28 protein-coding genes and 1 other RNA gene are annotated in these 25,275 nt (G+C 37.0%); 16 read left to right on the forward strand and 13 right to left on the reverse strand.

Features of this window, described 5'->3' with window-relative positions:
- Positions 1–16: 16 nt before the first annotated feature.
- The 4 genes from ACO052_RS13205 to rlmD all read right to left on the reverse strand — a co-directional run bounded on the left by ACO052_RS13205 (position 17) and on the right by rlmD (position 3,164).
- Positions 17–775, reverse strand: a complete 759-nt coding sequence (locus ACO052_RS13205) for a DUF6048 family protein (RefSeq protein WP_422104246.1) — start codon at positions 773–775, stop codon at positions 17–19.
- Positions 741–1,241, reverse strand: a complete 501-nt coding sequence (locus tag ACO052_RS13210) for a DUF6452 family protein (RefSeq protein ID WP_422104247.1) — start codon at positions 1,239–1,241, stop codon at positions 741–743. Before ACO052_RS13210 ends, ACO052_RS13205 begins: the two co-directional genes overlap by 35 nt.
- Positions 1,242–1,314: 73 nt before the next feature.
- Entirely contained in the window at positions 1,315–1,677 is a 363-nt protein-coding gene (locus ACO052_RS13215) for a four helix bundle protein (protein WP_422104248.1), read from the reverse strand.
- Positions 1,678–1,709: 32 nt separating this feature from the next.
- Complete coding sequence (gene rlmD, locus ACO052_RS13220; protein WP_422104249.1) at positions 1,710–3,164, reverse strand: 23S rRNA (uracil(1939)-C(5))-methyltransferase RlmD; 1,455 nt, start codon at positions 3,162–3,164, stop codon at positions 1,710–1,712.
- 171 nt (positions 3,165–3,335) lie between these two features.
- On the opposite strand from rlmD, the gene ACO052_RS13225 reads away from it, so the two are divergent.
- The 4 genes from ACO052_RS13225 (at position 3,336) to rocD (ending at position 6,227) form a co-directional block, all read left to right on the forward strand.
- Positions 3,336–3,842, forward strand: a complete 507-nt coding sequence (locus ACO052_RS13225) for a hypothetical protein (RefSeq protein ID WP_422104250.1) — start codon at positions 3,336–3,338, stop codon at positions 3,840–3,842.
- Complete coding sequence (locus tag ACO052_RS13230; protein ID WP_422104251.1) at positions 3,843–4,400, forward strand: RNA polymerase sigma factor; 558 nt, start codon at positions 3,843–3,845, stop codon at positions 4,398–4,400.
- Positions 4,390–4,776, forward strand: a complete 387-nt coding sequence (locus tag ACO052_RS13235; protein ID WP_422104252.1) for a DUF6768 family protein — start codon at positions 4,390–4,392, stop codon at positions 4,774–4,776. Before ACO052_RS13230 ends, ACO052_RS13235 begins: the two co-directional genes overlap by 11 nt.
- Before the next feature lie 170 nt (positions 4,777–4,946).
- On the forward strand, positions 4,947–6,227 hold the full coding sequence (gene rocD, locus ACO052_RS13240) for an ornithine--oxo-acid transaminase (RefSeq protein WP_422104253.1): 1,281 nt from the start codon (positions 4,947–4,949) through the stop codon (positions 6,225–6,227).
- A 75-nt stretch (positions 6,228–6,302) separates the two neighbouring features.
- Here rocD and ACO052_RS13245 read toward each other — a convergent pair whose 3' ends face one another.
- Positions 6,303–6,641 carry a CCC motif membrane protein gene (locus tag ACO052_RS13245; protein WP_422104254.1) on the reverse strand — a complete coding sequence of 113 codons (339 nt, stop codon included), beginning with the start codon at positions 6,639–6,641 and terminating at the stop codon, positions 6,303–6,305.
- Between the two features lie 7 nt (positions 6,642–6,648).
- Positions 6,649–6,942, reverse strand: a complete 294-nt coding sequence (locus ACO052_RS13250; protein WP_422104255.1) for a DUF2752 domain-containing protein — start codon at positions 6,940–6,942, stop codon at positions 6,649–6,651.
- Between the two features lie 132 nt (positions 6,943–7,074).
- Between ACO052_RS13250 and ACO052_RS13255 the strand changes: the two genes are divergently transcribed.
- Together ACO052_RS13255 and ACO052_RS13260 are read left to right on the forward strand one after the other, a co-directional pair.
- Positions 7,075–7,245 (forward strand): hypothetical protein, encoded by a 171-nt coding sequence (locus ACO052_RS13255; protein ID WP_422104256.1) that lies wholly within the window; start codon positions 7,075–7,077, stop codon positions 7,243–7,245.
- Positions 7,235–7,792: a Smr/MutS family protein gene (locus ACO052_RS13260; RefSeq protein WP_422104257.1), complete on the forward strand. Its 558-nt coding sequence runs from the start codon at positions 7,235–7,237 to the stop codon at positions 7,790–7,792. The genes ACO052_RS13255 and ACO052_RS13260 overlap by 11 nt, the downstream gene beginning before the upstream one ends.
- On the opposite strand, the gene ACO052_RS13265 is transcribed toward ACO052_RS13260, so the two are convergent.
- Positions 7,789–8,724 carry a hypothetical protein gene (locus ACO052_RS13265; RefSeq protein WP_422104258.1) on the reverse strand — a complete coding sequence of 312 codons (936 nt, stop codon included), beginning with the start codon at positions 8,722–8,724 and terminating at the stop codon, positions 7,789–7,791. The two genes, ACO052_RS13260 and ACO052_RS13265, sit on opposite strands and share 4 nt — an antisense overlap.
- Before the next feature lie 87 nt (positions 8,725–8,811).
- Between ACO052_RS13265 and ACO052_RS13270 the strand changes: the two genes are divergently transcribed.
- The gene (locus ACO052_RS13270) at positions 8,812–9,957 is read left to right on the forward strand and encodes a cysteine desulfurase family protein (RefSeq protein WP_422104259.1); all 1,146 of its coding nucleotides are present in this window, start codon (positions 8,812–8,814) and stop codon (positions 9,955–9,957) included.
- Positions 9,958–10,151: 194 nt separating this feature from the next.
- Here ACO052_RS13270 and ACO052_RS13275 read toward each other — a convergent pair whose 3' ends face one another.
- The 3 genes from ACO052_RS13275 to ACO052_RS13285 form a co-directional block, all read right to left on the reverse strand.
- The gene (locus ACO052_RS13275; RefSeq protein ID WP_422104260.1) at positions 10,152–11,996 is read right to left on the reverse strand and encodes a T9SS type A sorting domain-containing protein; all 1,845 of its coding nucleotides are present in this window, start codon (positions 11,994–11,996) and stop codon (positions 10,152–10,154) included.
- A 158-nt stretch (positions 11,997–12,154) separates the two neighbouring features.
- Positions 12,155–14,644 (reverse strand): carboxypeptidase-like regulatory domain-containing protein, encoded by a 2,490-nt coding sequence (locus tag ACO052_RS13280; RefSeq protein ID WP_422104261.1) that lies wholly within the window; start codon positions 14,642–14,644, stop codon positions 12,155–12,157.
- A gap of 11 nt (positions 14,645–14,655) precedes the next feature.
- Entirely contained in the window at positions 14,656–16,344 is a 1,689-nt protein-coding gene (locus ACO052_RS13285) for a M23 family metallopeptidase (RefSeq protein ID WP_422104262.1), read from the reverse strand.
- A gap of 178 nt (positions 16,345–16,522) precedes the next feature.
- Here ACO052_RS13285 and ACO052_RS13290 point away from each other — a divergent pair, with 178 nt between their 5' ends.
- The 4 genes from ACO052_RS13290 to rny all read left to right on the forward strand — a co-directional run bounded on the left by ACO052_RS13290 (position 16,523) and on the right by rny (position 18,960).
- On the forward strand, positions 16,523–16,813 hold the full coding sequence (locus ACO052_RS13290) for a hypothetical protein (protein WP_422104263.1): 291 nt from the start codon (positions 16,523–16,525) through the stop codon (positions 16,811–16,813).
- An 18-nt stretch (positions 16,814–16,831) separates the two neighbouring features.
- The gene (locus ACO052_RS13295; RefSeq protein WP_422104264.1) at positions 16,832–17,119 is read left to right on the forward strand and encodes a cell division protein ZapA; all 288 of its coding nucleotides are present in this window, start codon (positions 16,832–16,834) and stop codon (positions 17,117–17,119) included.
- Positions 17,120–17,179: 60 nt separating this feature from the next.
- A non-coding RNA gene (ssrS, locus tag ACO052_RS13300) (6S RNA) lies at positions 17,180–17,326 on the forward strand.
- A 56-nt stretch (positions 17,327–17,382) separates the two neighbouring features.
- The gene (rny, locus tag ACO052_RS13305) at positions 17,383–18,960 is read left to right on the forward strand and encodes a ribonuclease Y (RefSeq protein ID WP_422104265.1); all 1,578 of its coding nucleotides are present in this window, start codon (positions 17,383–17,385) and stop codon (positions 18,958–18,960) included.
- 52 nt (positions 18,961–19,012) lie between these two features.
- Here the strand turns inward: rny and ACO052_RS13310 are convergent, their stop codons facing one another.
- Complete coding sequence (locus ACO052_RS13310; RefSeq protein WP_422104266.1) at positions 19,013–19,921, reverse strand: site-specific tyrosine recombinase; 909 nt, start codon at positions 19,919–19,921, stop codon at positions 19,013–19,015.
- Positions 19,922–20,138: 217 nt separating this feature from the next.
- On the opposite strand from ACO052_RS13310, the gene ACO052_RS13315 reads away from it, so the two are divergent.
- The 5 genes from ACO052_RS13315 (at position 20,139) to ACO052_RS13335 (ending at position 23,094) form a co-directional block, all read left to right on the forward strand.
- Complete coding sequence (locus ACO052_RS13315) at positions 20,139–20,636, forward strand: outer membrane beta-barrel protein (RefSeq protein ID WP_422104267.1); 498 nt, start codon at positions 20,139–20,141, stop codon at positions 20,634–20,636.
- A 256-nt stretch (positions 20,637–20,892) separates the two neighbouring features.
- On the forward strand, positions 20,893–21,429 hold the full coding sequence (locus ACO052_RS13320; RefSeq protein WP_422104268.1) for a hypothetical protein: 537 nt from the start codon (positions 20,893–20,895) through the stop codon (positions 21,427–21,429).
- Positions 21,430–21,509: 80 nt separating this feature from the next.
- Positions 21,510–21,929: a type II 3-dehydroquinate dehydratase gene (gene aroQ, locus ACO052_RS13325; RefSeq protein WP_422104269.1), complete on the forward strand. Its 420-nt coding sequence runs from the start codon at positions 21,510–21,512 to the stop codon at positions 21,927–21,929.
- A gap of 1 nt (position 21,930) precedes the next feature.
- A complete protein-coding gene (locus tag ACO052_RS13330; RefSeq protein ID WP_422104270.1) occupies positions 21,931–22,404 on the forward strand; it encodes an outer membrane beta-barrel protein in 474 nt (157 codons plus the stop codon).
- Positions 22,405–22,548: 144 nt separating this feature from the next.
- Complete coding sequence (locus ACO052_RS13335; protein ID WP_422104271.1) at positions 22,549–23,094, forward strand: porin family protein; 546 nt, start codon at positions 22,549–22,551, stop codon at positions 23,092–23,094.
- A 60-nt stretch (positions 23,095–23,154) separates the two neighbouring features.
- Here ACO052_RS13335 and lpdA read toward each other — a convergent pair whose 3' ends face one another.
- Positions 23,155–24,531 carry a dihydrolipoyl dehydrogenase gene (gene lpdA / locus ACO052_RS13340; protein WP_422104272.1) on the reverse strand — a complete coding sequence of 459 codons (1,377 nt, stop codon included), beginning with the start codon at positions 24,529–24,531 and terminating at the stop codon, positions 23,155–23,157.
- A gap of 128 nt (positions 24,532–24,659) precedes the next feature.
- On the reverse strand, positions 24,660–25,214 hold the full coding sequence (locus ACO052_RS13345) for a DUF1572 family protein (protein WP_422104273.1): 555 nt from the start codon (positions 25,212–25,214) through the stop codon (positions 24,660–24,662).
- Between the last annotated feature and the right edge of the window lie 61 nt (positions 25,215–25,275).

A 25,275-nucleotide genomic window follows, 5' to 3' on the forward strand; every position in this document is an offset into this window, starting at 1 on the left:
TTTTAATTTATATTATTTACTCATCGACCTCTTTTTCCTGGATCACTACTTTATCCTTTTTAAAGATAGGCACTAAATAGGATAAGTTAAATCCAAATCCTGTACCAAAACGTCCACTATCGTAGGTGCGATTAAAACCAGGTATGTATAGGTTTTCAAAATTATCGGGAGCAGTTTCGGTAATTAAACCCTTTAGCTGCACATTGATTCCAGCGAAAAAATTGTTAAACAATTCGGCTTTAAGTCCGATCATTACCTCAACCCAAAATGCAGTTAATCCCCCAAATTCAGTACCTTCTTCAACACTAAACTGCTGATTCCAATATTGATTATTAACATTATAGATATTATAACTATTCAATGTTTGGCTAAAGGTACTGGCGCCTCCCCTAAAACCAATATAGATCATATTTTCCATGTCCAGCCAGTTTCTATAAAAGTTTAAATCTATACCACCTTTAAAGTAACTTCCTTTTGTGGTATTGTTTAACACTTCGTTATCAATAGTGCGTTCCTCATTGCCAATTTCACCTGCCAAATAAATTCGTTTTGTCAAACGATAATCGCCCATAAGCTCAAACCCAGTGTAATTGTCATCGATAAAGGTTCGTGCTAATTTTCCGATATCAGCACCTAAACGCAAACCATACTTTTGCTTGTAAATCAGTGTATCCCTTACGGTTTTCTTATCGTCTTGCGCCAAAACTGTTGATGAAAACAACAGCAGTATAGCAATGCTTTTAATGAAAGATTTGAACATGTACTGTGTTTTCATTGTCTACGGTCGATTCTATAACGTCAATGGAGCTGATCCATGTATCACCATCATTATCCAAGCTTATACTGAGATTTGTAAATATACTTTTAAAACCACAGGCTCTTGAAACATACTGAAATTCTGAATTATATGAGATTTCAATGATATCTACATTAGAATCTCCAGTTTCGTCGATACGTAAGTTGCTACTTTGTTCTAATATAAACCTAGAGGTTGTTGTTTCGTTTTCTGGACCTACGAGTAGTGGTAATTCTGCTGCATTGGCATTAGAATTAAATATGAGCGTAGCATCTGAAGACTCGATGGGGTCGGTCACTAGTCCTTCACCGTATAAAGTTAATCGCGGCACACTTTTTAAATCTTCTGGGCTTGTTGCATCATAAAACTCAATGAGCAGTCTAGGGGTTGTTGGTGTACCTTCGGCACAAATATCATCGCGTTCGCAATTTTGTACTGTAAGCAAAATCATTAGGCTTAAGGCCAAGACTATTACAGTTTTTATTTTATTCAATATATCCATAAACTCGTTGATGCGTTTATTTGTTGAGTTGATAATTTCTTAACGCATTCAGCATGTTTGTTATTTTTTCAATTTTGTTTCTGGCTAATATATAATCATTCTCAGATATAAAGCCTAAATCTTTGCTAATTATTAGTTGGTTTAAAACCTCCATTACAGAACTAAAAGAAATAGTTGTAAAATAAGCCTTATCCTTTGGCGTAGCTCGTGAAGTTCCTTCTGCTAAATTTGACGAAATCGAAACGGTTGCTCTTTTAAGTTGACTTGTCAAACCAAATTTTTCATCGATTGGAAAGGATTCAGTTAAACTATAAATTATTTTTACTAAGGCAATAGATTCTTGCCAAACATCTAACTTTTCAAATGAGTATATTTTCATATTCGAATCAACAAATCAACAAATCGACAGTATTACCCTTTCTCAAATAAAACCACAGTCTCAATATGGGCCGTATGTGGAAATTGATCCACCAAACTTAACTTTTTTATTTGATATCCCGCAAGCATTAATTGCTCAGTATCCCTTGCTTGGGTGGCAGGATTACAAGATACATAAACCAAACGTTCTGCATTTAGGTTTATTACTTTTTTTAGGGTTTTGGGCGCAATACCGGCACGAGCTGGATCTAGTATAAGCGTTCGGATGTTATTGATATATTCTGGGTGCTCATTTAAAAACTTGCCAACATCGGCTGTGTAGAATTCTAAACCTTTGATAGTGTTGCGTTTTGCATTTTGCTTGGCATCTTCAATAGCCGAAGCTACAATATCCACACCAATGATTTTGGTGTTATTAGCTTTACTGGCTATAATTTGTCCAATGGTACCCGTACCGCAAAATAGGTCCAAAACTACAGTATTATCCACGGCCTCTTTATGTTCTAGTGCATAATCTACAACCTTAGCATATAATTTTTCGGCACATTTAGGGTTGGTTTGAAAAAAGCTCTTCATGCTGATTTCAAAATTCAAACCAAGCAATTCTTCAACAATCTTATCCTCTCCATATATTAGACGAATACTCCCTGTAGTAGCAATAGTTCTATCTCCGATTTCATCGTTAATGGTATGCAATACACCAGCAACACGATCACCAAAAAGTTTAACCAAATAGCTTGAGAACTCGTCCAAATTAAACTCTGGTAAATTATGGGATGTCGTCACCAAGTTGAATAAAAGCCGTTGGGTTTTATAGGATTTTCGAACGATAAAATAACGGAAAAAGCCTTCTTTTTTTGGTGCATGCCAAGGAGCCAAACCGGTACGTTCACAATAGGCTCTAATCGTTTTAAGATGGTTTTCTACGTCTGCATCAAATAGTCCTGAATCCTTATCTAGATTATCACCACACCACCAAAGCCCACGTCTTTTAAAACCAAGAGTAAACTCATCCACATCCTTTTTAAGGGTTCTATCATAGCCTATGGCCGAAAACCCATATTCCATTTTATTGCGATAATGAAATGGATGGGGCGAACTTACAAATGCATCAAACTTTGTTTCAATATCTGGGACTTTACCTATGCGCTTAAAAAGTTCTAAGGTGCTGTCTTTTTTATACTGATGTTGAAGCGCGATAGGAAGCTTAATATATGGGGCGCCAGGTATGTCCTGAAAAGGCACATCTATCTCATCGTCTGACGGTTTTAGTACATCAAGTAGTTTGCACTCAGCATAGGTCTTGCTCGACTTTTTCACTTGAGCTCTTACAAGTTGTCCAGGAAGGGTATTAGGCACAAAAACAACGAACTCACCGTGTTCGTTTCTAATACGTCCTATACCTTTACCACCAAAGGCGTAGTCTTCGATTAAGATATCGATGATTTGTCCTCGCTTTACAAATTTATTGCGTTCTCGTCTGGGCATCTATGCGGAAATTTGAGTGCAAAAGTACATGATTTTTTTAGTTTGAAAATGTACTAGAATTCAAATGAAAAGAATTCATGAACTACTGAAGACCTATAGTGGCATTTTAGAGTATCTTTAAATACTTTAAAACAAAATTGAACCTTTTCATAACATCGACGTCTTAATAATATGAGAGTTATAAATGTTCATAAACGTCACGTCCATCAACCTAAAGAAAAGGTGTCTCAATTATTTAGGACACTGGCTACCAAAGACGATTTAATATGGCCCTATAAAAATTGGCCAGCGATAAAGTTTAAAAATGGTTTAAAAATTGGTAGCAAAGGAGGACATGGCCCTATTCGTTATACGATTATTGATTTTATAGAAGGCGAGTATATAAAATTTCAATTTTCTAAGCCAGAGGGATTTAGTGGCACCCATCAATTAAGCATTAATGCTATCGATGATTTTAACACAGAAATAATTCATGAAATAAGAGCAAAAACGGCTTTTAGAGCGACTCTTTTCTGGGTTTTTGTCATACGCTGGCTTCATGATGCCTTAATTGAAGATGCTTTCGACAAGGTCGAGAATTATTTTACGAATGGTCAAAAACGTACAAGGCATCATAGTTGGGTTAAGTTTTTGAGAGGTGTCTATAAGGGCTCATCGTTGCGAACAAAAATTACCTGATTGAAGACAGACGGACATATAGACGAAGTTTTAGTTGAAACCTTTAAAGATGGTGATAAAAAAGCATTAGCCACTTTAGTAGAACGTTGGCACAAGCGATTCTGCAATAAGGCCTATTGGATGGTTAATGATAAAGAGGCTGCAAAGGACATTGCCCAAGATAGTTGGACGACTATAATTCAGAATATAGATAAGCTTAGAGAACCTAAACGATTTAAATATTGGGCCTTTAGGATTGTGTGTAATAAATCCACGGATTGGTTACGGTTACAGGCAAAGAAGAATACAACGGGCATTAGTTATGAACTTAAAGCTAATGTTAATAGTGATGATACTGATTATTTAGAAAAAGAACGACTCAAGCGATTACTCTTAACAACTGTGAACGCTTTACCTGCGCATCAAAGTGCAGTAATCAGGCTCTTTTATTTACAATCCTATAGTCTAAAACAAATAAGTGACTTACTTGATATATCTGTTGGAACAGCAAAATCCAGACTGTTCCACGCAAGAGAAAAATTAAAAACAATTTTAAAAACTAGTAATTATGAAAGCTAATATGGAAGACATAGACCAATTAATCAAAGAGACCTTAACCGAACAAGAGGCAAAATTTTATGATGATTTAGACGAACAGAACCTTTGGCAGATGATTTTAGACATTTTTAGGGGAAAAAACAGCTGGGTTGTTTACGTTATGAGTATTGTGCAAGTCCTATTTTTCGGAGTATTCGTTTACTGTGCTATTCAATTTTTTGAAGTAGAAGCGACTAATGATTTAATACGATGGGGGATTTTTGGCACTTTAGCCTTAATGGCATCAAGTATGCTTAAGTTGTTTTCTTGGATGCAAATGGATAAAAAAGCAATTATTAGAGAAATTAAAAGATTGGAATTACAGGTATCTTCGCTATCTGGAAAAATCTCAGAATAGGATTTTAATTCAAAAAGAATATTTTGTATTTTGCGTCCATCTAGGGATGATTTCTCTCCCACGCTGCTTTTTCAAGGCTTCACCATGACTTCAAAATGGTACGCTAAGCCTTCGAAGGAATAAAGGTAGAGCAGGAATGGTTATTTTATTCACATTTAAATTTTATTAAAATGGCTGTTTTAGACCACATTTCGTCGCAAGAAGCGATGGCACTAGAAAACAAATATGGAGCGCAAAATTACCATCCCTTGCCAGTAGTATTGAGTAAAGGTGAAGGCGTTTTTGTTTGGGACGTTGAAGGAAAAAAGTACTACGACTTTTTGTCGGCTTATTCCTCTTTAAATCAAGGGCATTGTCACCCCAAGATAGTTGATGCCATGACGGCACAAGCACAGCGGTTAACATTAACCTCAAGGGCGTTTTATAATGATATGCTCGGACGCTACGAGAAGTACGCTACAGAGTATTTTAAGTTCGATAAAATGTTACCTATGAATTCTGGAGCAGAAGCTGTAGAAACCGCTTTAAAGCTTTGTAGAAAATGGGCTTATGAAGTCAAAGGAATAGACCTTAACAAAGCAGAAATCGTTGTATGTAAAAATAACTTCCATGGAAGAACGACAACAATAATTTCATTCTCTAATGATCCAGTGGCGCGTAAGCACTTCGGACCATATACAGATGGATTTATAAAGGTCGAATATGATAATTTGCAAGAACTGGAGGCAGTACTTAGTACTAATACCAATGTTGCAGGCTTCTTGGTAGAACCTATTCAAGGGGAAGCTGGTGTCTACGTACCAAGCGATAATTATTTAATAGCCGCAAAAGCACTTTGTGAGAAATATAATGTGCTGTTTATTGCAGATGAGGTACAGACTGGTATTGCACGCACAGGCAGGCTTTTAGCAACCTGTGGAAACTGTACTTGTGCCAATAAAGACTGTTCAGGAACTCCAGATGTTAAACCAGATATTTTGGTTTTAGGAAAAGCACTAAGTGGTGGTTTGTATCCTGTATCGGCTGTGATGGCAAGTAATGAGATTATGAATGTCATACAGCCAGGAAACCATGGTAGTACCTTTGGCGGTAACCCAGTTGCTGCTGCCGTGGCTATTGCTGCTTTAGAAGTGGTTAAAGAGGAAAGATTAGCCGAGAACGCCGATTATTTGGGTAAAGTCTTTAGAGCCGAAATGAATAAATACATCCAAAACAGTTCTATTGTAAGTTCCGTAAGAGGTAAAGGCTTGTTAAATGCTATTGTGATTAATGATGACGAGGATAGTGATACAGCTTGGAATATCTGTTTAAAGCTTAGGGATAATGGCTTATTGGCCAAACCAACCCATGGTAATATTATTCGTTTTGCACCGCCTTTAGTGATGACCGAAGATCAGTTGCTAGACTGTGTGTCCATTATCACTAAGACCTTAAATGCGTTTGAAGATTAGGTATTTAGTCTAATTATAAAAATAAAAAGCGATTCTAATTTAGAATCGCTTTTTTTATGTGTTGAGAATGACTTTTTAATCAATATCAATACCCATTTGTCTGTAGACATCTTTAGTCTGTTCCATGTAAGCATCCCATCCGCCTGCAGCTATGATAGTGTATATAGACCATGCAAATGTGAGGGCGCCAAGGATTAAACCAATTATCGCTATAATTTTAGCAGTTTTTACTTGACTAAAGTTGGAGTAAAGATCAGGTTGTTCTGCATAAAGCTTTTCATCTTTTTTAGCGAGAAAAAAGGCAATACCAGAAAGAATTAAACCTCCAATACCCATACTAAAGCAACAACAAATAAAGGAAATACTTCCAAGAACGATTGATGTAGTTGCATTAGGTAATTTTTGTTGTTCCATAATAAATTTATTTAAGATAAAGTTTAAGTAAATAACTGCCTACGATAACGGCCACATTCACTATAGCCAATATAGTAATTATTTTATTGCCCTTTTTAAAGTTTTTAAAGGTATTGACACCTATAAATCCAAATAAAGCAATGAGCGTGTAAAGACCAGGATACATTAAAAAAGATTCTACAATTTCGCCTCTAAGCAATAAGGCTATTGAGCGCTGCAGTCCACAACCTAAACATTCAAAACCAAAGAGCTTTTTGTTTAAGCAGGGCAACATGTAATCTTCTAGTTCAGTAACTAACATATACATAGTGCTAAAGTACGGATTTGCTAAATATGACGCATTAATAATTATCCAAAATCTTATTTTTGTATTAAAATCAGCAGAATGGATATATCTAGAATTATAAATTTTGTTTGTATAATAGTAGGGGGTATGGTTGCTATTTATGGGCAAGCCGAAGCACAACAGAACACCTATTTATTAATAGGTGGTATCGTACTTTTGATGTTTGGAATTTATAGAACGTCTAGAAATATCCCAAGCAGATATGATCAGCAGGAAGAGGATGCTTCTATTAAAAACGAAACATTAGATGAAGATTAAGCTTGGGGATATGGTAGAGACGATTGATGATGCTATATCTGGCAGAGTCAAAAGCATATCTAAAGATGCTGTAACCTTAGAGACTGCGGATGGGTTTGAGTTTCAATTCAGTGAAGATGAACTTATGGTCATCACCCCAAAAAATACCCTAGAACGTGCCATTTATGATGTTGATATCGAAGCTGTAAAAAAAGAAAAAGAAACAGTAAAAAGAAAAGCAGCAGTCTCCCTAAAACCCAAAGAGCGGCATATACCAAAGTTTGAGGTCGATTTACATATCCATAAGTTAACGGATTCTACCAAGGGGATGACTAATTTCGATATACTCAATTTGCAGTTGGATACGGCAAGGCGGCAACTAGAATTTGCCATAAAGAAACGCATCCCAAAAATGGTATTTATCCATGGTGTAGGTGAAGGTGTCTTGCGACAAGAACTCGAAACACTATTGGGAAGATATAATAACCTAAAGTTTTACGATGCTGATTACAAGACCTATGGCATTGGAGCCACAGAGGTCAGAATTTTTCAGAACTTACAACCTTAATCGTCATTAACGGTCGTTATGGTCTGCTCTGGACTTGCGAAAGTGCCAAAATCTATTACCGTAGCATCAATGATATCCAAGCCAATGTTTTCTAAAATAAAGCTAGTGGTTACCGATCGCGTGTAAACGTTATCTATAAAACCAGAATCCGTAAATGCTTCCATAGCTGTAGGATGGTTGTAAAGATATCTAAAGATGAGCTCGCCATCTTCATCGACTACCTGATCATCAACACCACGAGGGTTCTTGTCCTCATCCACATCTTCAAGGCGCGTTAGCACACCATCACCATCATCATCATCGTCTAAATAATCAGGAAGATCGTCACCATCCGTATTTAATGGATTGGTGCTTGGGTCGTCATCACCATCTGCATTTTCAGTGTCAATTTCGTTGATGGTTTTTACGTTGTCATTATCATCATCTTCGTCCAAATAATTAGGAATACCATCTTCGTCCGAATCATCGTCGTCTAAGTCGCCATTACCATTGAGGTCCTCACTAGCACTAGGTATACCATCATTATCATCGTCAACTACCGTAACTTCAATAATCACTTGCCCACTATCAGTTTCATAGTCATTAGTGACCACCAGATTAGCATCTGGTAGTTCATTGCAAAGTGCAGTGCCTGTTACAACGCTATTATAGGTGCGGTAATTGAATCGTATGCCTGTAGTAGAACCAATCTCTAAGGTCGTAGCATCATCTTCGCCTAATTCATCAAAAATATAGTCGTAGGTTGGCTTTGGTAATGAAAGGATCAGGGCTTCGTTTGGATCTTCTCTGGTATCGTATAGTAAATAGAAATTTTCGAAATTGTCACATCTTTCCAATTCTTGATCAAACTCCAAAGTGATATTTATAATATCACCATCGTCACAAGTTGTTAACAACACGAATAAAAATAATAGGTAAAATCGATGACGCATAGACTTACTTTTTCAGCAAAAATAAATGATTTGTAAAATTATAACGTAGCATTATCTAAATAATTTTATTTGCAATATTTTTGCAGCATGAAGCAAGTTTATTTGGATAATGCGGCTACAACCGCCATACGACCACAGGTTATTGATCGCATGACTGAGGTTTTAAAACATCATTTTGGCAATGCATCTTCAACCCATAGTTTTGGGCGCACGTCTAAGGGATTGTTAGAGCAATGCAGGAAAAACATAGCCAGCTATTTTAATGTATCTGCTTCTGAAATTGTCTTTACTTCCGGAGGTACCGAAGCAGATAACTTGGCCTTGAGAAGTGTCGTTAGAGATTTGGGTGCTACGGAGATAATTACTTCTAAAATCGAACATCATGCTGTTTTGCACACTGCTGAACAATTACAAAGCGAATATGGCATTTCATTGCGTTTTGTAAATCTGGATGCTTGTGGAATGATCAACTATGAGCATTTAGAAACCCTATTACAAAATGCCGAAAAGCCTATCGTCAGCTTAATGCATATTAATAATGAAATTGGAAATATTTTAGATATTGAACGTGTGGCCAAACTTTGCAAAAGTCACGATGCTCTGTTTCATTCCGATTGCGTACAGTCCGTAGGGCATTTTGAATTGGATTTAAAGGAAATACCACTGGATTTTTTAGCGGCTAGTGCCCACAAGTTTCATGGACCCAAAGGTGTTGGGTTTTGTTATGTTAGAAAGGAGTCGGGATTAAAGCCCTTAATCTTTGGTGGGGAGCAGGAGAGAGGCTACAGAGCTGGAACAGAAGCGATACATAATATAGTAGGTATGGATGAAGCCTTAAAATTAGCCTACGAAAACCTTGATCAAGAGCGGAGATATGTCTCAGAGATAAAAAACTACTTTATTGAAAGGCTAAAAGCCCAGATACCCGATGTAAGCTTTAATGGCGGATGTGAGGATTCAGAAAAAAGTACATATACTTTGGTTAATGTAGGTCTTCCAATGGCTCCAGAGCGCGCCGCTATGCTGCAATTCCAGCTCGACTTAAAAGGGATTGCCTGTTCCAAAGGCAGTGCGTGCCAAAGTGGAAGTAGTCAGCAATCTCATGTACTCTCGGCGTTATTGGATGATGAACGGCTAAAGCAGCCTTCAGTGCGTTTTTCCTTCAGTATTTTTACTACAAAAGAAGATATTGATTATGTTGTAGAGGTATTAAAGGATGTGGTTAGTGCTTAATTAATGCGAGTTCGATGTAAGAATTCAAAAGCAACTTGTTTTATTTTAATAAAATAATAGCAAGTCACCTTGAGCGCAGTCGAAAGGTTTTTAAAATTTAGTTTCCAAATAGGTTTCGACTGCGCTCAACCTGACATAAAACATTAATTAAAAAATTATCAGAATTTAAATAATACTTTTATATCGAACTGACGTTAGTTAACAACGATCTTTTCTGATTTTAGCGTGTCGGTATTTGAAGTCACGTTTACAATATAGATACCCTCACTCAAGTCTACAGTGGATAATTCATAACGATTTAAAACGGAATCATAGAGTGCATTATATATGCGTTTACCAGTCATATCAAATATTTCAATAGATTTTATATCTAGTCCATCAGGATTTATAACAGATAATTGACGTAAATCATTGTTTTGTCGAATGGTCAAGTCCCTAAATTCGATGTCGCTAGTACTTAAAACCTGATTTGGTGTAAAAACAATTTCAAATCGATCCGTGTAGTGACCAGGGTCAATATTGATCAAATAATTTTGCTCTTTTAAATTTTGATACACATCATATGCTGCATCGTAGAGATAAATACCTTGATCCTCGTCAAAGTTCTGTACATCGTAAATTCCCAAGCTTAGAGGTTGCTCTTCTTCAATGTCTATAACCAAAGGTATCTTCAAATCAACTTCAAAAGCATTGGCTTGAATTACATAATCATCCCCATTTTGTATCCAATAAGCATCAGATGCCAATTCACTAGGTCGTTTAGCTTCTAATCCGTAATCAAAACCGTCCGTAGCCGTGTCGTGAAAATTGGCAAGTAACTCTCTAGAGTACAGTTCGTTAAAACTAATGGTTAACCTAAACCTTTTGTAATCGGAGGGCACAATAAAATTTCCGTACTCGTCATATTGACTAGTTGCTGCTTCATTATTTTGATGACTTGATCTGAAAAAATCACTACTGCTCGCATCGGTTTCCTTGACATAGTCTCTATGACTGTTTTTTACATAAACAAGAGAACCTCCTGGAATACCGGCTGCACCTTCGACCATAAACCCTTGGCCGACCTGTAGATACCGTCTCACGTCTCTTAGACCCATTTGGGGTACATCTGGTGTTATAGGTGTTCCATCCGTTAAATAGAAAATATAGGTCGCCCTAACAGAAGATTCTACAACAGCACCTAAACCAGGATCAGTACATGTAAAAGTGGCATAACCACCCACATAATCCGCCGTCAAGTGCGAATCGGAGTTTGCCGGATCTTGCTCCCAAAAATAGGCAACACCTGTTGTATTTGCAGATGGTGGATCAATATCGAATAAATTAGTATTGTCGGTATCCCACAGAAAATCAGCTAAATCTAATGCAGAAGGATAGGGATTACCTATAAGTGTTAACTGACCTGCGGCTATACTGTTGGTAATTGTACCATTATTTGGTTTTCCTCTAAAGTCATATGTTTGGCTAACTGTAGCCCCGAAATCACCCATGCCTTTCATTGTAAAGCCTAATCCAGGGGCAACATCAGTTACTTCATTTATGGCATTCCACTCTGTATATTCGTCAGATGTTACGAAGGTGTATAACCATCTCCTAGAGATGACGAGACTTGGCGTGGTTGTCGTCATATTTGGCGTTCCATTGAGGCTATTGGTATAGGTCGGATCCCCACTGTCAATAGGCAGAGGGGTTGCGACTAATGGATCATCAATTTGGTTAACCCTAAATGGATTGTTTGCTGAGCTCGCAGATGTGCTACCAACAGGAGAGCACCAAAGGTTATAGGCGAATTGGTTAACATCGCTGTTTTGATAGATGCTTAACTCACCAGTACCAGAATTTCCAGTCGTTCCCGTGCCTTGAACGAGTTGTGCATCATTGCGCAGATAAATCTTTGAATCATTATCATCAAGGTTGACATCGTCTGTTACGAATAGGACCTGATCATTAACAAAAATGTAAGCATTATTTTGAACACTAAGTTGTGCAGAAGCCACTCCAAAACAGAGTAATAGGCATGTAATGAGGGAATACTTCATGCTTTAAAAATTTATACTGTAAATGCGTAGGAAAATCTAAAGGGAATGGGATATCTACAAATTTATAAATTTTGATACATCTCAAATGGCCATACAACGAGGAATTCGGCTGTTTCGCTAAAAATTTGATCTAATTTGAGAGATTGACCTAAAGTCTATTAGAATTTGGCAGCCAATCTTACATTAAAGACTCGAGGCGTTAAAAAGTTAGGAATGGCAAACTGACGCTGTGTATATACGTCTCGCACCCAAGTATTGGTAATCGTATTTTGGTTGTTGAACATGTTGTAAATCTCAAAACCGATAGATAGCTCCTTAAAGGCTTTCTTCCATTGTTTATTATAGGTTTTGGTAGGATTGACGAGCTCTAGAGAAATACCTAAGTCGGCACGTCTGTAATCGCGAAGGCGTATCTGAAAATCATAGGGATCAGCATAACTCGGTGAACCACCAGGGACTCCCGTATTATAAACAAGGTTCAGATACATCTTTAAATCCGGCATGTTAGGGACATAATCTTGAAAGAGGGCACCAAACTTTAAGCGCTGGTCCGTCGGTCGCGAGATATAACCGCGATTATCAATGTTCTCCTCGGTTTTAAGATATCCAAAACTAAACCAAGATTCCGTTCCAGGTACAAACTCACCATTCAGTCGCATACTTAGACCATAGGCATAAGCTTCGGCATTATTTCGAGCTCTATAGCGGATCCTTACATTTTCAATAGTATAAGGATTAACATCGGTCAATCCTTTGTAATAGGCTTCGGTAACTAATTTAAAGGGGCGGTCCCAAATCTCAAAACTGTATTCGTTACCCAATACAACATGAAATGATTTCTGTGCTTTTACATTAGGTTGTACCACACCAGATGAATCTCTAAGCTCTCTGTAAAAAGGAGGCTGGTAGTATAGACCTCCGGCCACTCTAAAGAGCATATCCTTATCCCAATTGGGTTTAATGGCGAATTGCGCCCTAGGACTAAATACGGTTTGGGTAGCGGAGGTAACGCCTTCTTCATTAAGGATATCGGTGTCGTCAACGTTTACCGTCCAGTTATGAATTCTAACCCCAGCATTATAAAAGACGTCATGATCACCCCACTCGGTGCGCTTACTATACTGTGCAAAAGCTTGAAGTCGATCGATTTTTATAGCATTAGTGTTTCGTATGTTTTCGAAAGCGGTTAATGGTCCAGAAAAAGGCTCGTAGGGTTGTTCATTGGGGATACTAAAATTTGGTGGTCGAATGGAGAATCCCGCAGAATCGATAATCTCATATTCCACAAGGCGATCTCTAATATCTTCATGTGTATATTTTACAGACCATTCAACCGTAGACTCTTCATCAATTCTATAATCGCCACGATGCTCAGCATTAATGATAAGAGCATCTAAATTATTACGCGCATGCGTTAGTTGCGAACCAATACCTTCACTAAATTCGACGTCTCCCAAATCTTCGTCACCTATGTTGGTGTTGACTTCACCCAAACGATATTGAGCGAAAATATCAAAATACTCTTGCTCAGTCGTATGATAGGCCGAACCAATAATTTTTAGGGTTAAATCCTCATTGACAAAGTAGTTGGCCTTAAAAGCCCCAAAGGATGTAAAATACTCGTCTTCTTCTTGTCCATCATAAAACACCAATAGGGCAACGGGTTCTTGAAGCGTCCCAAAATTAGTCTGGCGATTTTCGGGTTGAAACTTATATTCATTTAAAGAGATATTACCCAGAAAATTTAAATGAAATTTATCTGAAAAACGATAGGTTAGGTACGTTTGTGCATCTGCAAAAACAGGTTCAACATTACCCTCGGTTTCTAGATTGTTTAATATTAGGCTATTGTCTCTGTAGCGTACACCGGCTATACCCGAAAATTTCCCATCCTTAGAAATCGTTTCGGCAGCAATGCTCCCGCCCAATAGACTTAAGTCGGTTCTAATTCCGAAATTAACAGGATTTCTATAGGTAATATCTAAAACCGAAGATAATTTGTCACCATACTTTGCTTGAAAACCACCCGCAGAAAAATCCACATTTTGCACCAAATCGGTATTCACAAAACTTAAGCCTTCTTGATTTCCCGAACGTATTAAGAATGGTCTATAGACTTCAATTTCGTTGACATATACTAAGTTTTCATCAAAATTTCCCCCGCGAACCGAGTATTGTGTACTCAATTCATTTGAAATATTGACATCGGGTAGTGATTTGAGAATGTTTTCAACGCCGGGTTGTGCTCCTTTTATCGTCCTAATCGTTTGAGGGGAAATAGTGGTCACACCTTCAACAGACTGCCTTGTATTATAATTAATGACTACGGCAGCAATCTGTTCTACACCTTCTAGCATTACCGGATTGTACTCTAGTTCCTGTCCATTCTTCAGGTTGAATTTTGCCACCACACGTTCGTGCCCCAGATGTGTAAATTCTACTGTAACTTCTGTATCGGATGGTATTTTTAGTTCAAAAAATCCATTTTCATTACTCGCTGTACCTTCGCCACTACTGGCTTTAATATTTACGTTTTCGATCGGATTATTATTCTGGTCTAAGATAACACCTCTTATCTTGGCAGATTGCGAAAAGGAAAGCCCACTAACGAGCAAGCCAAGTAGAACAATACAATGTAAGCGTTTCAAATAGTTTAGTTTTATTTTCGAAAAAAGGTTGCTTCAAATGTAGAACTATTTCCAACATTATCGGTAACAATTATCTTTAAATCGTTCTTTGTGTCTTTAACGATATTATCATTAAAATCGTGTACGAGCATCTTGGTTTTATAATCGTACTCCATCAATATCCATTTTCCGTTGACCGTAGCTCTATATTTGCTGATTCCCGAAAGGTCATCGTCAATTTTCACTTTTAGATAGCGATATTTGCTTAACCATTTCTTATTCTGAAAGTTGATGGGTTTAATCGTAGGGGCAATAGTATCCATAGCTAGGGCATAGGTCCCTAAGGTCTTGCTTCGAGCGCTTAAGACATTTCCTCTGCGTTTTGTCGAAACATAGCTTGGTCTATTGTAAAAACCATACATTCTGGCAATATATACCTTATCTAAATGTTCGGATTTATAATTACTTAAATCATAATGGATATAGAAATTCTTTTGGAGCGGAATATTGTCCTTATGTAGATAAAGTGTATCGGAATTGACCTTAAAATCGATATGTACATCATCATAGACAGTGTTTTTATAAAAATCCACCATAACATTCCCTTCGTCTAGGGTTGTTGGCTCATTTACACTTATGAGCGTTTTATTTAAAATTACCTCATATGGATCGATACCTACTTTTTCATGTTTTCCATTAATAGGAACATTCACCCAAGTTTCATTCCCTTTATAATCGCGTATCCTGATTTTATACACCGATGATGTGCTGTCTTCTATGCGTACATATCCATTATCATAGGCATCTTTATATAGGCTTAGCGGATTGTTTTTTTCAATGAATAATTTTTGAATTCTGGATTTCTTCTCCTTATAGTAGGCATAATCTATTAATCGCTTAATATGCTTGGATTCGTCAAAACTGAATCTTCTAAAGTCTATTTCTAAGCTTTTATTGCCGTTAAAAAATGTTTGAATATTACTTAAACCATTATTATTTGGAGCCAAATCTTGTTTGTCGTAAGACGTAATCCCAAAGCCAATGTGGCCATAAGCCGAAATCTTTTCGACCTCGTAGCTTCCATTCTTCTGTGGAATTAACCGAAGTGGTACGCGCTCATTTTTACCATTAATGACGGCATGCTCATCTTTGGGGTAAGCATAAACTGCAGATACAAAGGGTGCTTTAGTGTCTTTGACGTCTATACCAAAAAGCATGGGGTTGATGGGACGTTCTAGATTATCCCTGATCTCAAAGTGTAAATGTGGACCGCCAGAACCTCCTGTATTTCCTGAATATGCGATAACTTCATTTGAGGCGACCAACAATTCCTCAGAACTAGGAAAAACCTCTACTTCATAACTTTCTTTTTCGTACTGGCATTCTTTAATGTATTTCTCCAAGCGTTCTGAGAATTTTTGGAGATGCCCATATACAGTAGTATAACCATTGGGGTGTGTAATATAGAGTGCCTTTCCGTAACCATAATGGGATATCTTGATTCGGCTCACATAACCCTCGGCTGAGGTATATACCTTAAGTCCCTCTTTCTGCTGCGTTTTAAAATCCAAGCCTGCGTGAAAATGCGAGGAACGAAGTTCACCAAACGTACCAGAAAGTACCAAAGTAATATCCAAAGGATTTTTAAAATAGTCCTGCGGGTACTCGGATTGAGCCTGCAAAGAACATGTAATTAATAAAAGAATAAGAATCTTTTTCATATAGAATGCCGATGTAGCTAAAATATCAATTTGATTAAAATTTGCAAACTCAAAAACTGTATTATTTTTCTGAACGTTTTAATTCTGCTAATGTTATGCCAATCAAAAATAATTGTAAAAGAATTGTGTTTTTTCATTTGGTATGTTAACTTTGTTTCGGTAGTATTGAATTACTTTAATGAGTAAAATAGAAGACATTGTTGACGCTTTAGAGAATAAGATTAGTAAGGTTTTACATAAGCAAGAGGTCTTAAAGCAAACAAATGCCAAGCTCTCTGAACAGTTAGAACAGCAACAAAAAAAACTCTTAGAGCAGCAAGAAGAAATTGCTTCTTGGGCCGACAAATATCAAACACTCAAAATTGCAAATTCAATGCTTGGTAGTGACGAAAATAAACGAGAAACTAAGCTCAAAATAAATGCACTTATTAGAGATATTGATCATTGTATAGGTCAACTCTCAGAATAAAGTCGTAAATTAGACTAAATGTCAGATCAGTTAAAAATCAAGCTTTCAATTGCTAATCGGGTATATCCATTGACGATTAACCCAAAACAAGAAGAAGGTTTGAGAAAAGCCACGAAGAAGATTGAGGCTATGATAGGACAGTTTGAGCAAAATTACTCTGTGAGAGATAAGCAAGATGTACTGGCCATGTGCGCCCTTCAGTTTGCAGCTCAAGTAGAGCAAAAGTCGATAGATAAAGAATATGTCAATGAAGAAGTTCAGCAGAAGTTAGAAGCGCTAAACGATCTTTTGAGCAATCATATTTAACTCGTAAGTTCTTTAAAATATTAAAAGGTTACTGCCTACATTAGTTATATTTTTTGATAAACTCAACGTTAATTCTTTAAAAAGGGTGAGTTGAAATTGTAAAAGCAAGCCACTAGTGCTGTTTATGCTGAATTTATTTCAGTAACTCAGTATCTCGAGTGGATCCTTGATCAGTTTGTTAGCCCTAAACTTGTTTTTAAGGAGTTTATACAGAATCCAAAACTGATGTAGGCTTTTTTTATATACTAAACTAAATAACTATAATGGACACTAACACAATTTTATATATTGTTGGGGGGGTAGTATTAGGACTAATACTCGGCTATATCATAGCCAAGTCTCTTGAGAAAGGGAAAGTATCAAAACTCATCTCCAATGCAGAGAGTGAATCAAAATCTATACTGAAACAAGCAAAAGTAGATGCTGAAGCGCTAAAAAAGGATAAAATTCTTCAGGCCAAGGAAAAGTTTATAGAGCTTAAGGCGGAGCACGAAAAAGTCATTTTATCTCGGGACAAGAAAATGGCCGAAGCCGAAAAACGTATTAGAGACAAAGAATCTCAAATTTCTAATGAATTATCTAAGGCCAAAAAGTCCAGTCAATCCCTAGAAGATAAAATAAAGGATTATAATTTTAGACTGGAGTTTTTAGACAAGAAAAAGGTGGAGGTCGAAAAAGCCCACAAGAGTCAAATAAAACAACTGGAGGTCATATCTCAATTGTCTGCAGAAGAAGCCAAAGAGCAATTGGTAGAATCGCTTAAGGAAGAAGCAAAAACTGATGCTATGGCTTTTGTTCAAGACCGGCTAGAAGAAGCTAAGTTAACGGCACAACAAGAAGCAAAGAAAATCATCATAAATACCATACAGCGTATAGGCACTGAAGAGGCCATAGATAATTGCGTATCGGTCTTTAATATCGAATCCGATGATGTTAAAGGTAGAATTATTGGTAGAGAAGGTCGTAATATACGAGCCATTGAAGCTGCTACTGGTGTAGAAATTATTGTTGATGATACACCCGAAGCCATTATTTTATCTTGTTTTGATTCGGTGAGACGAGAAATAGCACGTCTATCACTGCATAGATTGGTCACGGACGGAAGAATACATCCTGCTCGAATTGAAGAAGTGGTAAGGAAAACAACAAAACAAATAGAACAGGAGATTATTGAAGTCGGAAAACGCACGGTTATCGATCTTGGCATTCATGGCTTGCATCCAGAATTAATTAAGATGGTAGGAAGAATGAAGTACCGCTCGTCCTACGGACAAAACCTACTGCAGCACTCCCGAGAAGTTGCTAAACTCTGTGGGGTCATGGCGGCAGAACTTGGGCTAAATCCAAAATTGGCGAAGCGTGCCGGTCTATTACACGATATAGGTAAGGTGCCATCTTCGGAAGCCGATGTAGAAACACCACATGCTATTCTTGGAATGCAGTGGGCAGAAAAGCACGGTGAAAAAGCAGAAGTCTGCAACGCTATCGGTGCACACCACGACGAAATAGAAATGACCACCTTGTTATCACCTATTGTACAAGTTTGTGATGCCATTTCCGGAGCGCGACCAGGGGCGAGGCGTCAAGTTCTAGATTCCTATATACAACGTCTTAAGGATTTAGAAGATGTTGCGTTTGGGTTTAACGGTGTTAAGAAAGCCTATGCGATTCAAGCGGGTAGAGAACTCCGTGTAATTGTAGAAAGCGAAAAAGTTTCTGATGATAGGGCAGCCAGCCTTTCTTTTGAAATATCCCAAAAGATTCAGACGGATATGACCTATCCAGGGCAAGTAAAAGTTACGGTAATTAGAGAAACAAGAGCAGTGAATATTGCGAAATAAAGATAACTAACTCAAGTGTTGTAAAGGGGGTATTTTTTTTAAAATGCCCTTTTTATTTTCTCGGATGGAATTTGTTGAGTACATCGCTTAAGTAAGACCGATCGACATGCATATAAACTTCCGTGGTCGTAATACTTTCATGGCCCAACATCATCTGAATGGCTCTTAAGTCCGCTCCATTTTCCAATAAATGGGTGGCAAAAGAATGCCTAAAGGTATGCGGAGACACAGTCTTTTTGAGACCGGATTTTTCAACCAGTTGTCTTATAATGGTAAAAATCATTGCTCTCGTAAGCTTTTTTCCCTTATAGTTTAAGAATAAGATATCCTTTGAGTTGGCTTCAATAGCAATATCATTTCTATACCCTCTCCAAGTTTGGATATAGCCTTGGGTAGTGTCTCCAATGGGCACAAAACGTTGTTTATTCCCTTTTCCAGTGACTTTTATAAACCCTTCTTCAAAAAACAAATCGGAAAGCTTTAATTCAATAAGCTCACTGACACGCAAGCCACAACTATATAAGGTCTCTATAATGGCTCTATTGCGTTCCCCTAAATTGATTCCATTGTACTCGTATTTGAGGTTGATGTTATTGATTAATAAGTCAATATCGCTAACCGATAGGGTATCGGGAAGCTTTCTTCCAATTTTCGGGGATTCGATTAAATCCATAGGATTGGACTCTCGGTAATTCTCAAAGACCAGATAATCAAAGAAATTCCTCAGGCCAGAAATCAATCGACCTTGAGATCGAGGTTTTATGGTGGTTGAGATCTTATAAATGAATTGTTTTATAATGTCGTTGTCAATACTAATGGGTGAACAACTGATGTTATGTGCTTCGAGATGCTTTATGAGCTTTTTAATATCATAACTATAGTTTTCTATTGAGTTTTTGGAGAGTCCACGTTCAATTTTTAGATAGTGTTGATAATCTGTTATGGCTTGCGACCAATTCATACTTTAGGTGTACTAAATGTACTCAAATGTACTAAAATGACTACACAATCTATGCGATTTTCATAAAAAATTGTTAATAACCATATGTTTAAAATACTATTTATCAATACTTTATAAAAAAATGTTTACAAAATTGTTAATAACTGGGCCTAGAAACTTTATTATTTCAAAAAAAAGACTTTAGTTTGTATTAATCAATTTTAAAACTTAAAAGATTATGAGAAAATTAATTTTCGCTGCGTTTGCAGTATTAGCATTTGCATCGGTAAGTGCACAAGGACAATTTAGAGCAGGACTTAGTGGAGGACTTCCAATCGGGGATGCTGGTGATGCGGCAACTTTTGCTATTGCCGTGGATTTAGGATATTTATTCGAAGTCTCTGACAAATTCGATGCTGGTGTTACCACTGGTTATTCACATTCATTTGGTGATGAAATCGAAATTCTAGGTGTTACAGTAGAAATAGACGATGTACAGTTTATTCCTGTGGCGGCTTCTGGTCGTTTTGAGGTGGCTCCAGATTTCACTTTAGGTGCGGATCTTGGTTATGCTATTGGTATCAATGATGGTAATGACGGTGGTTTTTACTATTCACCAAGAGTTCAGTACAGTGTTTCTGAAGCTATAGATATCGTTGCAGCTTACCGAGGCGTAAGCGTGGACGGTGGTTCTTGGGATATCATTAGTGCTGGGGTAGAGTTCGGTCTCGACTAGGGCCCTAATACAATCCATTTAAAAGTAAAACCGAAGCAACTTGCTTCGGTTTTTTTCTCCATAATATTAAAGCCTTTATAGTTCTCAATAGCCTTTGATTTAATAGGTAAAGTAGGGCTTATTTTTGCATTTTGTCGATTAATAATGTTTGTTAATCGATAAAAAGTCAAAAAATTTAACATAATTGTATATATGAGTTAATAATTCATGACTTAGATTTGCCGTCCAAATTAAATTTTAAATAAACTTGAAACAAATGAAAAAATTATTACTTATGGCTGCAGTTGCAGTGTTCGGATTTACAAACTTAAATGCACAGGATGATGAAGGTGGCCAAACTTCAGAAGGTACTTGGTTGGTCGAAATCAATACTGGCTTTGGTGAATCTTCTACGTCCAATACAGGTTTTTCATTAAGATCTATTGATGGTACTACAGCTTGGTCTGTTGGAGGTGAAGCAGGCTACTTTGTAATTGACGACTTAGCCGTTAAAGCTGGTCTTGGATACTCAGATCTTGGTATCGATGGCATTGATGGTACATTTAACTGGAAATTAGGTGCTAAGTATTATGTGGCGAGCCAATTCCCTGTTGGAGTCGATGTTAATGGTTCGTCAGGAAATGACGTATCTCCTCTATGGGTAGGTTTACAAGCAGGTTATGCATGGTTTGTAGCAGACAATGTGAGTATTGAACCAGGTATCCGTTATGGTATTGGATTAAACGAAGATGCAGGTGATGGAGACTTCAATGTTTTTGGTGTTAACATCGGATTTAATATTTTCTTCAACTAGAAGAATTCCATAATTGAATTAAAAAAACCGAAGTTAATAGCTTCGGTTTTTTTATACACATATTTTAATATCTTTACTTTATGAAGCGACTTATCATTATTAATGGCCCAAATCTCAATTTATTGGGTAAGCGCGAACCAGAGATCTACGGCAGCCAAACATTTGAAGATTACCTCCTAGTATTGCAATCAAAGTATAGTAATGTACGAATAGATTATTATCAATCTAATATCGAAGGGGAGCTTATAGATAAGATACAAGAAACAGGCTTTAACTATGATGGAATCATCCTTAATGCGGCCGCTTATACGCATACTTCCGTTGGTATAGGCGATGCTGTAAAAGCTGTTGAAACGCCTGTAGTAGAGGTACATATTTCCAATACCTTTTCTAGGGAAGAGTTTAGACATCAATCTTTTATATCACCAAATGCTAAAGGAGTCATCCTTGGTTTTGGACTTAAGAGTTACGACCTAGCAATAGAAAGCTTTATTAAATAGGATGAAAAAAGCGGTTTTACTTTTCATTTTTGTCATTGCATTTAGTCATATATATGCTCAAACTGATTTTGGTATAAAAGGAGGCCTAAATATTACCTTTTTTAAAGTGGTTGAAGGTGACTTTGGAACGAATCCAAGTGAAGAAATCGGTTATTATGGTGGCGTTTTTCTTGATATGAAGTTCGAAGATAAACTACATCTTCAGCCAGAATTGCTTTACATTCATATCAGGGATTTTCAATTTTTAAATGCTCCTATTTATTTGGAATACGATATCAATAAAGACTTCCATATTCTTGTAGGCCCTAGTCTGAACTACTTTTTTGACTTTTTTTCAAATAAATTCAAGGTGCGGGTAGATATGAGTTTGGCTTATAATTTTACTACCAATTTGGATATGCACATGAAATATACTATTGGTTTTGAAGAACTCTCTCCTAACGTACTATTTCTTGGTTTGGGCTATAGGTTGTAAACTGCACGTTATTTTTATCATAAAATATCAGGCCTTTTTCACACACAATTAACCTTTTTTTTCGGTTTGATTATGATTTGATTGGTACTAATTAACATTTGACATAGTTAGGTTTGTCAATATTAATTCTAACACCAATCAATTATGAAAAACTTTTTATTTTCAGTAGTCGTACTATTTTCTATTTCTAATGGACTAGCACAAGAAGTTACAGAAGCTAAATCAAAAACTTATGATTTTGGAGTAAGAATAGGGTATAACAATTATACTATAAATTCTACTGGTCAAAATCCAAGTGGACACGGCTATTATGGTGGCTTATTTCTTGAACGGTCGCTATCAGAAAAATTGGCGCTTCAAATAGAAATAAATTACAATTATTCAGGATCTTCGACCTTGCAACTTCCATTATTATTAAAATATAGGATTGCTGATAAGTTTGAAATCTTTTCAGGACCACAGCTAGACTTTTCTTTCGAACAAAAAACGTTAAATGAAGAGTCTAGAAACAAACGTTGGGGAGCATCCTTACTTTTTGGTGTACAATACAACATTAATTCACATTGGTTTGCTGATATGCGTTATATTCTAGGTTTAACCGACCAATTCCCGATTTTTCAAGGTGTTAATGTCGAGTCAATTTATGGAAAAAGGCGCTCATTTAATATAGGATTAGGCTATAAGTTCTAAAAAAAATGCGATTCATTTGAATCGCATTTTAATATCTAACGGTCTAATTTTTTAAATAATTTATAAATGAATAACTTCATCATAAGCATCTGCAACAGCTTCCATAACGGCTTCACTCATCGTTGGATGTGGATGAACAGCTTTTAAGACTTCATGACCTGTAGTTTCTAGTTTACGACCTAGCACGGCCTCTGCTATCATATCAGTAACACCAGCACCAATCATATGGCAACCTAGCCATTCGCCGTACTTAGCGTCAAAAATAACTTTTACAAAGCCTTCTTTGTTTCCACCTGCACTGGCTTTACCTGACGCAGAGAACGGGAACTTACCAACTTTAATATCATAGCCTTGTTCTTTGGCTTGGGCTTCAGTTAAACCAACACTAGCCACTTCTGGCGAGCAATAAGTACAACCAGGAACATTGCCATAATCTAGGGCTTCAACATGATGCCCAGCTATTTTTTCAACACATAGTATACCTTCTGCTGAGGCTACGTGAGCCAAAGCCTGACCTGGTGTCACATCTCCTATGGCATAATAACCAGGAATGTTGGTCTGGTAGTAATCGTTGACCAAGATTTTATCCCTGTCCACTGCAATACCAACGTCTTCAAGCCCAATATTTTCGATATTTGATTTAATACCAACCGCAGATAATACAATATCGGCTTCTAAAACCTCTTCTCCTTTTTTGGTTTTTACAGTTGCTTTGACACCTTTACCAGAGGTATCTACAGAAGTCACTTCTGCCGAGGTCATAATTTTTATGCCCGATTTCTTGAAACTACGTTCGAGTTGCTTTGATACTTCGTCATCCTCAACAGGAACAATTTTTGGCATGTACTCGACAATGGTGACTTCGGTTCCCATGGAGTTGTAGAAATAGGCAAATTCAACACCAATGGCGCCAGACCCCACAACAATCATTTTCTTTGGTTGTTTGTCTAAAGTCATTGCCTGTCTGTAACCAATAACCTTTTTACCGTCTTGAGGTAAACTCGGTAACTCGCGAGAACGTGCTCCAGTAGCAATAATGATATGATCTGCTTCATAATCCTTACCATCGACCTCAACTTTTTTGCCTGGTTTTACCTTTCCATAGCCTTCTATAACATCGATCTTATTCTTTTTCATTAAGAACTTCACGCCATTACTCATACCATCTGCAACACCTCGACTTCGTTTTACAACAGCATCAAAATCATGTTCAGCATCTTTAACCTTCAAGCCATAATCCTCAGCATGCTTGAGGTATTCAAAAACTTGAGCGGATTTTAAAAGTGCTTTAGTTGGGATACAGCCCCAATTTAAACAAACACCACCTAGACTTTCTTTTTCGACAATAGCAGTTTTAAATCCTAATTGGGAAGCTCTAATAGCTGTAACATAACCACCAGGACCGCTTCCTAATACAATAATATCGTATTTACTCATGCGTAAGTTTTTTAGTTGAATTTTTGAGAGTACAAAAGTAACAAATTCCAAACACAATAAAGAAGCCTCGGAATTGAAATCTAAGCCAACGGACGGTACTTATTCCAATGGCTTATCACAAGTTAATTCTAGAGGTCATCCGTAAAGTGTCTTTTCGCTCTATCCTTAGAAAACTTTTCCGAATTATAAGCTTTTGATTTGCCCTTCGGAATGGAGAGCGATTGCCAATCTTTTCCTTTTATGATCTTCCCTAAGAATACAATTTGCCCCGTATGATAGGCATAGTGCATCATCTGTCTATTGATGGCTTCTGTTACCGTATGGCCTTGATTTCTTATGTAAATAACCCTTTCTAAATCACTTGTAGAAAGTGGCCTAATAGCGTTGAATAGGCAATTCCATCCCTTCTCCCAAGAATTAATGATAGCGTCTTTTGAATTAAGAGTATCCACAAACTCATCATCGCGATACCGCCATTCTTTTTCACCATCTTCAGTTAGAAAGTTGGTCCAGCGGCTTAACATGTTCCCGACCATGTGTTTGACTATGATTGCAACTGAGTTAGAATCTTCAGCAAATTCCTTTTTTAAATCCTCGTATGTTAATTGTCCGATGGTTTTGTCACCGAGGCTCTTGTAGTAGCTAAATTGTTTGATCGCACTAGTTAGATAAGAGTTTTCCATAAACTTAAAATTATAACTAAAAATAGTGCTATAAATTCATAAAAACTATACGCTATTATAG

The organism is Winogradskyella sp. (assembly GCF_965228925.1).
Lineage (GTDB): Bacteria > Bacteroidota > Bacteroidia > Flavobacteriales > Flavobacteriaceae > Winogradskyella.